The organism is Paenibacillus algicola (genome assembly GCF_005577435.1).
GTDB lineage: Bacteria > Bacillota > Bacilli > Paenibacillales > Paenibacillaceae > Paenibacillus_AQ > Paenibacillus_AQ algicola.
The window spans coordinates 3061802-3074408 of record NZ_CP040396.1 but is presented as its reverse complement, the minus strand read 5'-3'; the positions used below and the strand labels follow the sequence as shown (position 1 = coordinate 3074408).

The 12607-nt window shown below is 49.7% G+C and carries 12 protein-coding genes; 4 read left to right on the top strand and 8 right to left on the bottom strand.

Annotation, left to right across the window (positions count from 1 at the left end):
• Positions 1 to 17: 17 nt before the first annotated feature.
• The gene (locus tag E6C60_RS14410; RefSeq protein WP_138226474.1) at positions 18 to 425 is read right to left on the bottom strand and encodes a helix-turn-helix transcriptional regulator; all 408 of its coding nucleotides are present in this window, start codon (positions 423 to 425) and stop codon (positions 18 to 20) included.
• Between the two features lie 23 nt (positions 426 to 448).
• Positions 449 to 862, bottom strand: a complete 414-nt coding sequence (locus E6C60_RS14405) for a cupin domain-containing protein (protein ID WP_138226473.1) — start codon at positions 860 to 862, stop codon at positions 449 to 451.
• Positions 863 to 1015: 153 nt separating this feature from the next.
• Here E6C60_RS14405 and E6C60_RS14400 point away from each other — a divergent pair, with 153 nt between their 5' ends.
• The 4 genes from E6C60_RS14400 to E6C60_RS14385 all read left to right on the top strand — a co-directional run bounded on the left by E6C60_RS14400 (position 1016) and on the right by E6C60_RS14385 (position 5672).
• A complete protein-coding gene (locus E6C60_RS14400) occupies positions 1016 to 1933 on the top strand; it encodes an NHL repeat-containing protein (protein WP_138226472.1) in 918 nt (305 codons plus the stop codon).
• 141 nt (positions 1934 to 2074) lie between these two features.
• A complete protein-coding gene (locus E6C60_RS14395; RefSeq protein ID WP_138226471.1) occupies positions 2075 to 3031 on the top strand; it encodes an ABC transporter permease in 957 nt (318 codons plus the stop codon).
• Between the two features lie 61 nt (positions 3032 to 3092).
• Positions 3093 to 3989 (top strand): carbohydrate ABC transporter permease, encoded by an 897-nt coding sequence (locus E6C60_RS14390; RefSeq protein ID WP_138226470.1) that lies wholly within the window; start codon positions 3093 to 3095, stop codon positions 3987 to 3989.
• 75 nt (positions 3990 to 4064) lie between these two features.
• Complete coding sequence (locus E6C60_RS14385) at positions 4065 to 5672, top strand: extracellular solute-binding protein (protein ID WP_138226469.1); 1608 nt, start codon at positions 4065 to 4067, stop codon at positions 5670 to 5672.
• Positions 5673 to 5735: 63 nt separating this feature from the next.
• On the opposite strand, the gene E6C60_RS14380 is transcribed toward E6C60_RS14385, so the two are convergent.
• The 6 genes from E6C60_RS14380 to E6C60_RS14355 all read right to left on the bottom strand — a co-directional run bounded on the left by E6C60_RS14380 (position 5736) and on the right by E6C60_RS14355 (position 12454).
• Positions 5736 to 6140 carry a DUF350 domain-containing protein gene (locus E6C60_RS14380; protein WP_138226468.1) on the bottom strand — a complete coding sequence of 135 codons (405 nt, stop codon included), beginning with the start codon at positions 6138 to 6140 and terminating at the stop codon, positions 5736 to 5738.
• 36 nt (positions 6141 to 6176) lie between these two features.
• Positions 6177 to 7532, bottom strand: coding sequence for a glutathionylspermidine synthase family protein (locus E6C60_RS14375; protein ID WP_138227824.1), 1356 nt, complete (start codon positions 7530 to 7532; stop codon positions 6177 to 6179).
• Between the two features lie 8 nt (positions 7533 to 7540).
• The gene (locus tag E6C60_RS14370) at positions 7541 to 7891 is read right to left on the bottom strand and encodes a hypothetical protein (RefSeq protein ID WP_138226467.1); all 351 of its coding nucleotides are present in this window, start codon (positions 7889 to 7891) and stop codon (positions 7541 to 7543) included.
• Complete coding sequence (locus tag E6C60_RS14365) at positions 7881 to 8273, bottom strand: hypothetical protein (protein ID WP_138226466.1); 393 nt, start codon at positions 8271 to 8273, stop codon at positions 7881 to 7883. Before E6C60_RS14365 ends, E6C60_RS14370 begins: the two co-directional genes overlap by 11 nt.
• 116 nt (positions 8274 to 8389) lie before the next feature.
• On the bottom strand, positions 8390 to 9418 hold the full coding sequence (locus E6C60_RS14360; RefSeq protein WP_233281014.1) for a potassium channel family protein: 1029 nt from the start codon (positions 9416 to 9418) through the stop codon (positions 8390 to 8392).
• Between the two features lie 27 nt (positions 9419 to 9445).
• Positions 9446 to 12454: an EAL domain-containing protein gene (locus E6C60_RS14355; protein ID WP_138226465.1), complete on the bottom strand. Its 3009-nt coding sequence runs from the start codon at positions 12452 to 12454 to the stop codon at positions 9446 to 9448.
• Positions 12455 to 12607 lie beyond the last annotated feature (153 nt).

Below are 12607 nucleotides of genomic sequence, written 5' to 3'. Positions count from 1 at the left end.
GCATCAAGGATTACAAGCTAAGACTTACTTAACCGCCATTCTCTTGGCGTCACGCCTTTGTATTTTTTGAAGGCTGTTGCAAAATGCTGGCTGGTTTCGTAGCCGAGCTCCATGGCAATAGAGGTGACCGGTGTATCGGTATTCTCTAATCTTCGGCAAGCATGCTCCATTTTGGTTCGAATCACGAAGCTGGCTGGGGACTGCCCGTGAACAGAGCGAAACAATCGATAAAAATGAGATTCACTAACACCCACAGCGCGCGCTAACTGTGCATTGGTCCACCGCAGCCCCGGCTCTTTGTCAATATGATCAATCAGCGCGTGAATCGCCTGGACCATATCTTCAGATATAGAGGAGCTGACGGGCGGGTTCAACAGCAATAACAAAATATCTATCATATAATGCCGAGTCATTAAGGCGCCCATGGAAGTGGGAGACTCCAGAATTTTTATGTATTCCGGATTTGGGGATCCGATTCAATCGTTCGGGGTAATACAGCGAGCTGCTGAGAGATATGCGATATATCCTCGGGAGCTAATCCCAGCCAAGGGACATGAGGCTCCGGGTTACTGAAGATCATCCACCAAATGGTGCAGGGCTCTATGAAATTCATCATTCCTCGATGAAGCTCATTGGGACGTGTATGGAATAGCTGGCCGGCGTGAGTCGTATAGGCTTCTCCATTCACTTCCCAAGCCGCCTTGCCGCTTTCGACGTAAACGATTTCATAGCAATTGCCATGCTGATGGTCTCCCAAGCCATTTGCTTCCTGAAAGCGGTCGTATCCAAGCAGCAGAAGCTCAGGTACACCTGGATGGGTGTGAGCATTTTCATAAGTCCATCTTACGTTTTTTTTAGACATCCAATGAGCCCTCCTTTGTTCACATTTCCATGCTTGGCAGTCCTGCCTTTTCTTGTTTCTGATCCTATTTGATAAGATTTCAGAAGTCAATGGCTGTCTCTGTATGTTTACATGAACAGGTAGGCGAAATTAGATACAGAGGTGAATCAGATTATGCGGATCGGAACAGAAACCAGAGAATATGAAGTCATATCTTCATGGGCTTGCCTGCCGGAGGGAATGTCTTTCGGCTATACGCATGGCATTGAAGTGGATTCCAATCAGAGGATTTATGTTTTCCATACCGGCAGTCCCTCCGTTGCGGTCTTCCACGAAAACGGAGAGTATATGACCTCTTGGGGAGAAGAATTTCAGGGAGGAGCACATGGCTTTTACTTGCACCACGATGAAGAAGGAGAGCATTTCTACATTACGGATACCGAGCGGAATCTGGTAGCCAAGACAACGCTTGAAGGAGAAGTGCTGCTGCGGATCGGGACCCCCGACTTGCCGGAAATCTATGACGAGCAGCGGACGTTTATTCCGACAGACGTTGCCGTAGGACCAAACGGAGATATCTATATTGCTGATGGTTATGGACAAAGCTATGTTCATCACTATGACAAGGATGGCAAATACATACGATCTTGGGGAGGAACGGGATCTGAGATGGGGCAGCTTACATGCCCTCACGGTATTTCGGTAAATCTTCGCGGCGAAGAGCCAGAGCTATATGTAGCCGATCGCGGCAACAATCGGATTCAGGTGTTTACCATGGCTGGGGAACCTAAGCGCTTGATTACGGCGGAGATGAAGATGCCTTGCAGCTTTTATTTCTTTGAAGATGAGATCATCTTTCCAGACCTGTTGAGCCGCATTACGATATTGGACCGCAACGATGAGCTGATTGCTCACCTTGGTGATGATCCGGAAGCAAGCAAACAGCAGGGATGGCCGAATTTGCCCAAATCCTACTATCGTCCAGACCGATTCAGTTCACCTCATGGGGTATGCGCCGACCGGGAAGGAAATCTATATGTTGCAGAATGGATTGAATTTGGAAGAGTGACAAAGCTGGTAAGAAAGTCATAAGCAGAAGCTACGTAAGCGGCAAGTGAACGGAACGAAAGACTCAGGGCAGAGTCTGCGGTTCCGGCTTGCTGTGGTGGTGCAGCGATTAGGCTCTATATTAAGAAATGTAAGCGTTTTAAATATAGGAAGGAGGAAGAGGGTTTGAAAAAAGATGGATCATGGACGTCAAACCTGCCAACGCCTAACAACAGCTTCTCAGGTGTCAAAAAGAAACTGAAAAAAAATATTGGGCTCTACTGTATTATATTTCCCGCAGTCCTCTACTTTTTAATTTGGGCGTACTGGCCCATGTATGGTGTAATTATCGCCTTCAAGGATTTTTTACCCGGCATTGGGATCCTGGATAGTCCATGGGTGGGCTTTGCTCATTTCGAACGCTTCTTTAACTCGTTTTACTTTGAACGACTCCTGCGCAACACCGTTGCCATCAGTTTGTACACCATTATTATCGGTATTCCGCTGCCGATCATTCTGGCACTAATGTTCAACGAGATCCGAAGTAAAAGGCTCAGAACCTTTACCCAGACCATTTCATATGCGCCTCATTTTATTTCCGTAGTGGTTGTAGTGGGTATGATCCTGTTCTTTCTCTCCCCTTCGAACGGGTTGATAAATAATTTAATTGAAATGTTCGGCGGTGAGAAAAAGAATTTCTTGGCAGACCCTGCGAGCTTCTGGCACATCTTTGTCTGGTCCGGCGTTTGGCAGAGCATCGGGTGGTCGTCTCTGATTTACACGGCAGCTATGGCTGGCATCTCGCCCGAACAATATGAAGCCGCTTACATTGATGGAGCGGGCAAGCTGCAGCGTATTTGGCATGTGACCTTACCGGGAATCATTCCGACGATTATTATCCTTTCCATCCTGAGCGTGGGCGGCATCATGAGCGTTGGGCATGAAAAAATATTGCTCCTTCAAAATGGATTAAATCAAGAGACTTCTGAAGTGATATCCACCTATGTTTATAAATCCGGGATTTTAAATGCACAATACAGCTTCTCGGCTGCCATCGGGCTGTTCAACAACGTGATTAACTTTTCCATCCTGCTGGTCGTCAACTCCATTGCCAGAAAGGTGAGTGAAACAAGCCTTTGGTAAGCGGCACGACTCTACACCTCATGGAAAGGTCTGAATCATACGAAGGACGGGAGGAAGAGGGATGATTACGAACATTAAAAGAACAACGACAGAAAAGATAATAGATGCAGCAAACGTCACGCTCGTGCTCATGTTTACGGCCATCATTTTATATCCGCTAATTTTCGTGCTGTTCGCCTCTATGAGCGATCCGCGGCAATTGTTCCAAGCACAGCTGCTGCTGTATCCCAAGGGCTTCAACATTGAAAGCTATCTGAAAGTGTTTGAGAACAAGGATATATGGAACGCCTATGGGAACACCCTGCTATACACCTTTCTCGGCACTTTTATCAATATTGTAATGACGACGCTAGGTGCCTATCCATTATCCCGAAAATCCTTTTACGGAAAAGGCTTTTTTACCTTTATCTTCACCTTTACGATGTTTTTCAGCGGCGGATTGATCCCTAGTTACCTGGTTAACAAGCAGCTGGGCATTGTCAATACCATTTGGGTGCTTGTTCTGCCGGGAGCCATCAGCGTATTTAATTTGATCATTATGAGAACGTATTTTCAGATGAGAATTCCGCCGGAGCTGGAGGACAGCGCCCATGTCGATGGCTGCAACGATTTCCGTTTGCTGTATAAAATCGTGCTGCCCCTGTCCACACCGATTATTGCGGTCATGGTTTTGTTCTATGGTGTAGGGCACTGGAACTCCTATTTCGAAGCCATGATCTATCTATCCGATCGTGACTTGTTCCCGCTGCAGCTTATCTTAAGAGAAATTCTGATTCAGAACGAGATGAATGAAATGCTTGCCGTTGTTGTGGATGAGCAGTATGCCCAGCGATTGATGGCCAAGGAAGGGTTGAAATACGCGGTAGTCGTGGTCTCTACTTTTCCACTGCTCATCATTTATCCGCTTCTTTCAAAGTTTTTCGAAAAAGGAATCTTGGTAGGAGCGATCAAGGGGTGATCTTGCTAAAAGATGAATGCTGTAATTCTCATCTTTTATGGAGATAAAAATATGTTAGCAAAGGGGAGATTTGTAATGAGAAAGCCAAAAACCTTTATGATGGCAGTAACCTTGGTAGTGTCGGTATTCCTTTCCGGCTGCAGTGAATCGAAACCGAAGGATGAAAGCGGCAGCAAAGATGCTTCTGCAGATGGAATCTCCTTTCAATTTGCGAGAATGGGCTATAACGATGTCAGACCGGCCTCCAAGGATCTGTGGATGTGGAAAAAATACGAGGAGATGACGGGCGTCCATATCGACTGGGAGGAAATTCCGGGAGCCAGTTTAGGAGAACGAAAAAACATCATCATGGCTTCCAATGATCTGCCGGATGCTTTTTACCAAATTGGCTTCTCCCATGGGGAGATTTCAAAGTACGGAAAGCAGGGCCTGTTCTTGCCGCTGGATGAGCTGATCGAGGAGCATGCCCCTAATCTGAGCAATCTATTCAAGACCGATCCTAGTATCAAGCAGGCGTTAACGATGCCGGATGGACGTATTTATTCATTGCCGTATGTGGATGAATCTATTCCGTATTCGTCGCTGCGGCTATACATCAACGAGAAATGGCTGGATCAATTGGGGCTGTCCGTGCCCAAGACTACAGAGGAGCTCTATACCACGCTGAAGGCATTTAAAGAACAGGATGCTAACGGGAATGGAGATCCGAACGATGAGCACGGCTGGTATATGCCTGCCGGAAGCGTCGGATGGACACTGGAAAGACAGCTTTACGGAAGCTTTGGCATGGGGAACGGCGGTTTGAAAGCATCCGAGAATTGGATCTACAAGGACTCAGACGGTCAATTAAAGCTCATATTCAATGATGAGAAATTCCGTGACGTCTGGAAATATCTGAACCGCCTGTACGCTGAAGAGCTGCTTCATCCTGAAACATTTACAGGGGTTGAGTATGCCCAATGGGTGGCAGATGGCGCGAAAGATCTGGTAGGCGGCTTCTCGTGGGTTGTTCCCGACTATATTGGCGACAAGGTGCGAGATCATTACTCCGGTATTAACGCATTGGAAGGTCCAGGCGGCGATAAAGTGATGAACTGGCTTGATCATCCGGTCCGCGGAATGTCCTCCTTTATCATTACAAATGTGAATAAGCATCCGGAAGAGACGATCAAATGGGTCGATTACTTCTATGGGGAAGAGGGCTCCACATTCGGTACGCTCGGCCTGGAGGGAGAAACCTACACGATGGTGGATGGCAAGCCGCAGTATATTGACGAGATTCGTAACTATGAAGGAGGTATGCAGCTGGGAGCATTTCAGTATGTGGACAACGTCTACGGTGGCTTTTATCCATATCTTGAACCGCCGGTAGAATTGCGAACCGCTGTAAAAGGAACGACCGTGGATCAGGAAATCAATGCGGATCTTGCGGAGCTCGAGAAGTTCAAGCCTGAAGAGATCTGGCCGAACTTCGCGCCAACCGATGCCGAAACCTCGGAGATTGATCCGATTATGACCGACATTAATAGTTATATTGAAGAGATGCGCGTCAAGTTCATTACAGGCACCTTGAGTCTGGATGCAGATTGGGACAACTATGTGAAAACACTGGACCAAATGGGTGCGCAGCGTTACCTGGAAATAAAGCGAGCTCAGTATGAGCGATACCAGGCGACGAATTAACCTCAAGTAATACGAAACCCTGATCCTCCTTCTACCTAGGATCAGGGTCTGTATTGTTCAGTCCTACATTAAAAAAGTGCCGATCACAATAGACACACCGATAATAATAGAGCGCAGGAGGGTTGCGAGAGCGGTATTGCCCTTCTCGATTTCTTCACACACTTTGAAACTCGGCGTAATCCAGTCAAAGATCAGATAGACCAGGCAGAGCACAGCAATACCGACAACTGACCAGATGATCATCTGCAGCCAGTCATGTGAGCTGTAGGACACCATCGCGACGATGATGCACAGACCCAGCAGCTTGCCGCCCATATAGATGCCGGCTGCCTGATTCCCTGCTGCAATCTGCTTGCGGTCGTCAAAGCGTGTCAGGGTGCTGAATACGAAATAGCCCGCTGCAAGCACGATCAGGATAATGCACAGCCCGATGAGCACGTTCAAGCCATCTAGTAAAAAATGATCCAAGTGATAACCTCCTCTTCCATAAAATCATTGTATGTGTTAAGTCGGGTGAATCGCAGCAGGACAGTAATAAGCACCGTCTCCAGTAATCTTGTCACCGATGCGGGATAATAATCCTCCGAAGGTGCCGGAGATGATGAACACACCCGTTAACAAATAACCAGTGTAGCTTCCCGACTCTGTTTCTACAGAGGCAGCAGGCATACTCCAGTACTGCTGATAGATCTTGGGCTGATTCTCGTAATAAGCCAGCACTTCAGAAGCTTCTGATTCCTCGGTTTCCTCTTCCTCCAGCGCCGTCTTGACATTTCTGCCGGCGTAAGTGAGAGGCTGCTGTCGGTCCTCGTAAGACATAATCGCGGTGCCTTTGCCTTCCCGTCCCCAATAGCTCTTGGCGACATAATCGGTCCCGGATTGCAAGAAGGGCTGGGGCGTGAAGTAGCAGGGGAGACAATAGGCTTCAATCGCGGCAAGCTCCTGATCGGTGAAAAGCGTAAATCCGCAATATTCCGCGGTCTGTGAATTTCGTTCATACAGGGACCACACCGTAGCCAGAAAGCCCTTGCTCTGCAGGACAAGATGAGGTGCGGCATTCAGCATACAGAGCTTGTTCTGCTGCACCAGGCGGAGCAAAGCTTCTCCAACAGGAACCCCGTTATCTTCATCGCGGTCATGCACAAGATATTCTAATGGATACAGGCGATACCACATTTCAATGCGCTGTCCCTTATGAAACAAGCCGTGATCCGGGATAATTTCCAGCTCCTCAAGAGGGGCATAAAGCACGGGAATGCCGGCCCCTTCCAGCAAGCTCATCAAATACAGCGTATTGTGCCGGTCCTCCTCATGCCAGTCATAGCAGCTAAACGCTACAGGACCTTGAAAGCCAGCATGAATACCATGTGTCGCAAAGGCACACAGCTCTTCCTTCAGCAGCTGCGCAAGGTGCTCAGAGGGACCCTTGAAATCGGTAAAATGGTGCAGTACATGTCTCTCCAGGAAAGCTGATTCCGGAATCCCGGTAGGCGTATCTGCATTCATCTCAATCAGCTTCGGTCCTGCTTCTCCCAGGATCCAGTCCTGCCGAGTAATTCCGTTTGTTGGCGCAGGCTGTCTGGCCAATGGCAGGACAGCAGGCGGGATGCCCAATTGTTCGATGAAATAGTGATCCGGTAAATATTGCTGGGCAAACGAAAGTGCTTTGCGAAAGATCTGGTCCATGATCTGAGAGGCCGCGTTAAGAACCTCTATTTCTTCAGGGCTATATATAGCGACAGAAGGAAGGCAGTAGGCTTTACCGTACATCCGGTGATAAGGGACCGTGTCAGAGGAAGCGTAGCCATAGACCTCTTGCTGGGATGCAGGCAGTGGAAAGATGTGGCGCCCCGTATTCATCAATGGAGCTACCCTCCTGAACGGACGCCGCTGGAGCCTCCGCTGCCAAAGCCTTTGGAGCTGCCAGAGGAGCGAATAGCCTCGCTCTGCGTACGCGTCAGCGGTTTGCCTGAGCCGTAATAGACTCCGGAGCCGCCATTATAATAGTAATAGCCGCCAGAGGAGTCATATTCGCAGTATTCCAGATTGGGATTACAGTCATCGTAGGAAGTGGACTGTCCGCAGCCGCTTAAAGAGGCCGGGACGGTCAGCATCAACGCAAACGCAGCCAGCCGTGCCTTGGATCCGGGAGTCGTCTGACGGATCTGAGATTCAGCCGAAGGCTGTGGCAGATCGGAGCGATGCTTCTTATTGTTCATAGCTTTCTGCCTCCTTCATGAACAGCAGCACCACGTCCTTACGCGGAACATAGATGCTGTACAGTATTTCATACGTCAAGCCGCCGAATACCAGATCATGATTTAACAGACTTGCGGCGGCATCCTTATGAAATGTCGGCGTGGGAAATCGAGCCTGGGGTTCCTGAAAGGCCTCTTTGTCCCAGATGAAGTAGAATAGGCGCCCTGAAGAGAAGTGGGTCCCCCGATGAAGAAAGAGGGTCAGGCTGTCTTCAATGGAAGAGCCGTACTCTTCCGGTGCGGCTTCGCTGTATGGCACTACATAGATAAGCTCACCCTTCCGGTCGTCCTGTTCATGGGATAAATGCACGAAGAGCTTGTCCTCCAGCATGGTGCTGTCCACCAGCTTCCGAATAAACAGCTCATCCTGTGATATAGAGCCTGTATGAAGTGCTTCCCGTGCCTCTGCCGACTTCTCCTCATTCCAATGTATATACTTGATTACATAATAAATAACAGCTACCTTCCTTTCTTCGGCGGACTGAGAAGCTCATAAGTAGGGGGATCACAGATGACAAAGAGCTTCGGATCGGGACCGATAGGTTCATCTAGCTTGCGGTTAATGCTTAAATCCCCGCCGTCTGCAACTAGCGTCGCACCCTGAGCAAGCAGCGCGTTAAACGCATCTCTGTACGTGGTCCATTCCGGTCGGCACGCTACCGGGAACAGGTCATCTCCGAAGCTGCGGCTGAGCAGCTGTGTATAGATTTCGGTGCTGCCTTCATGTAGTGCGGAGCGCACGGCAAGGCGGGATACCGCATCATGCGAAAGGACGAAATCGTTCACGTTGGCATGCCTGAAGCTATGGATATGCTTCTCCAGCATAATCTCCACCGTGGTATGCACTGCAGGAGCGAGCCGTTCTATGCTTGCCGCAATGAGCAGGGATTTGCCGTCAGTCAGGGCCGCATCATCAATTCGGACATCGCCGAACACAATGGCTGAGCGGGCCGAGGTAATGCCTGCCTGGTTGAGCGTTTGCTCCGACGAAGGATCTCCACTTACAAAATGGATCCGGGGATGCTCCAGCGGCGTTCTCGCAATGTCATCAATGAGAACAATATCGCTTCCGTCCGGGTAGCTGAGCAGCTCGTCAACCGCGGCCTGCGCTTTTTTGTTCCAATGAATAATAATGATGTGCTTCTGTCCAGGGTAGTCCACTTTACCGGTCATTCTCCTTTCCTTGGCGACGATAAATAAATCAATAATTTTGCCGATGACAAGCGTGATCAAGCCAATGCCGAATAAGTACAGAAACATGGCAAATATTTTGCCCGGTACGGTGGCAGGGTAATAATCGCCGTAACCGACCGTGGTCAGCGTCGTCATAACATACCAGAGGGCATTGAAATAATGTTCAAACGTTGTCGGCTCCAGCAGCAGCATAATCCAGGAGCAGATTCCGATAAAGAAGCTGGCAAAAATCATAATAAAAGAGGTCGGCAGCCGAAACAGCTGGTGCGAAAGCCGCCTCAGGAGCAGGATCAATGGAGATCACCATCCTTTTGCAGATGCTTATTCTTCATGCTTCAAGGGCGAGGAGCCCATCTCTGTCAGGAATGCAGCTAGGTCGTTCAGAGGCACCGGCTTGCTGAAGAAATATCCCTGCACAAACACGCATGTCTTCTCCCGTACGATTTGGAACTGCTCTGCGGTTTCTACACCTTCCGCGCAGCATTCCAGCTTGAGGCCCCGGGCGAGACTGAGTATAGTTTCAAAAATAGCCAGGTTCGCCGGGCTTAACGTCATATCCTGCACAAACGCCCGGTCAATCTTGATCATGTGCAGAGGCAGGGACTTAACCAGAGACAGAGAAGAATTTCCCGTCCCGAAATCGTCCAGGGCAATCTGCACGCCAAGCCGGATCAGTGCGTTAAGCTGGCGGATGCTCAGCTCCAAATTGCGGATCGCTACACTCTCTGTAATTTCCAAGCAGAGGAGCTGCGGCGGAAGCCCTGTCTCATTCAGAATGCGTTCCACCTGGCTCACAAAATGCATGTTCGTAAACTGGTCAGCGCTAATATTGACCGAGACAATCATCGGCTCGTAGCCTTCATCCAGGAGCAGCTTGTTATCTAGACAAGCCTTTGTAAGCACCCATTCACTGATCGGCAGAATGAGTCCTGTTTCCTCAGCGAGCGGAATGAATTTCATCGGAGAAATCATGCCAAGCTGCGGAGAGAACCAGCGGATCAGCGCCTCCATACCGACGATTTTGTCACTTTCCGTATCGTATTGGGGCTGATAATAAAGCTGGAATTCGCCATTGTCCAGCGCACTCCGCAGATGGTTCTCCAAGGTCAGCCGCTCCAGCGAGACGGTGCTCATCCGGGGATGGTAGGTTTGCAGCTGGTTTTTGCCATTCTCCTTGGCGTGATACATCGCAAGATCCGCATTCTTGATCAGCGTTTCCTGATCTCGGCCGTGCTCCGGGTAGAGGCTGATACCGATGGAGGGCGTAACAAATACGAAATGTCCGTCAATCTGGTATTGGGCATTCATAGAGCGGACAATTCCGTCCGCCAGCTCCACGGCCTGCTCCTCATACTCCAGCTGTCCAGTCAGAATAATAAACTCATCCCCGCCTAGCCGGGCCACCACATCGCCGGGATGAATATTGTCCTGCAGCTGCTTGGCTACCTGCTGCAATAGCTTATCTCCGACGGAGTGGCCCAGGCTGTCATTAATATTCTTGAAGCGGTCGAGGTCCAGCAGCATAACAGCAAAGCGTCCCCCGGCCAGAGCATGCTCTGTAATCTGCTCCGAGATATGCCTGCGATTTGGCAGATCCGTAAGCGCATCATGATAGGCTAGGTAGCGGATTCGCTCCTCGGAGCGTTTGCGCTCCGTAATATCAACAATGGAGCCAATCATTCCAACGGCGGAGCCGAACGGATCACGTACGGCTTCTCCGGCTGCTGAGACCCAGGCGTATTTGCCATCTGCTTTACGAAGCCGCAGGTCAATCTGAAAAGGCACATGCTGCCGCAGATGCAGCCGCACAGCTTTGAACAGTGCCTGCTGATCATCCTGATGAACACGCTCGAAAAACTCCCGGCGATGCATGCGAATACCGGTATCCCCCAAAATCCGGAGGATTTTCTTGTTCCAGCTTAACATATTACTCTTCAGGTCCCACTCAAAAATGCCATCATTCGTGATCGAGGTTACGATCTCGATGCGCTTCTCCCGCTCCTTCGCTTCCTCGTACATCGCTTCACGTTCCAGTGTATAAGCGACCAGATCCAGACTGTGAGTCATTGTATCTGCCTTGTAATTGCTCGTCCGGTTTTTGTCATCAATGCGGCCGATCAGCAGCATATATCCCCATTCCCTGCCCTCTGTGCGGATTGAATGAACCGACAGCGCTTCCCCTTTTTCAATGAATGCATGTATTTCGGCAGGAGGGAAGAGGCCTTCATCAAAGACATCTCCGGTCTTCAAGGTACAGCCGTTCTTCTTCTTGGAGTAAATACTGTCAATCATGAGCGTGCGGGTGCCATTCCACAGAGCGAGACAGGCCCAAGTGTAGTCAGTAAATGTGAGCCAGGACAAGTCCCGGATTTTACTGCCGTCCGTTTTGACCATTTCATGGGCAATGTGGTGGTTGCGCTGGATAACCTTGGACAAATAATCAATGGTCACCTGAGCGTTCTTGGGAGGGCTTTCTACACTTGGCACATCAGCCTGCACAGGAGTGCAGCCGCAGGATTGCCGAATGACGAGCGTTGTGGCCTCGCGGTAGAGCTGGGTTACCTGCGGTTTCCCTTCCTGGATTTCGCGAAGCAGCAGCTCGGCCATATGCAATCCCCGCCCAAACAGCGGCTGCTCTACGGTCGTTAGTGCATGCTGCCGTGCAATATCCATATTGTCGAAGCCGATGACGGCAATTTGCTCCGGGACAGACAGGCCCCATTCCTCAAAAGAGTCCAGCAGACCGATGGCGAGTGTATCTGTAAAAGCTGCTACAGCAGTGAAGGGAAAGCCAAGCTCCATCATACGCTGTGCGGCCGCTGCACCGTCCGCTTCCCATACGTCATTCATATCAAAAACAAGGTCTCTGTCTATAGGGATGTGATGGTCGTGCAGCGCTTTCAAATATCCCTCATATCGCAGCAGGCATTCCGGGTTACGGCTCGTGTACACACAGGCAATCCGTCGATGTCCATGCTGCAGAAGATGAAGCGTGGCATCATAGCCCCCTTGTTCATTATCAATGGAGAAAATGCCGGCTTGTCGAAAGCCGCCTTGATAAGGGCTGCACAGAATAGGCTTGCCGGAATCCTCAAGCCGCTGGATATATTGCGGATCACTTACGGCATTTAACAGCACAAGCCAGCCGTCAATCTCGTCCATGCCTAGAAACCGCTGATAGGTGACTCTCGACATTTGAGCATCCATGGTTTGAAAGAGAATCAGGCGCGCTCCGTGCGCTTCAGCAGCATGATGAATCCCCTGTATAATTCCATTGAAGTAAAAGCCGTCGAGCAGGGGGGTCAATACCCCGAGGGTTTGTTGTTTCATATCATTGCACCAGCCTAGTAGTTATATATGTGATAGCCGTTTTATACTATTCGATTTACCATATCCTGCTTCCTGCCTAGGACTACACAATTTCCATGACCATAACTCAAAAAAAGAACCCGCACCCCCCGCTTGGCGGCACAAGTTCTTCGG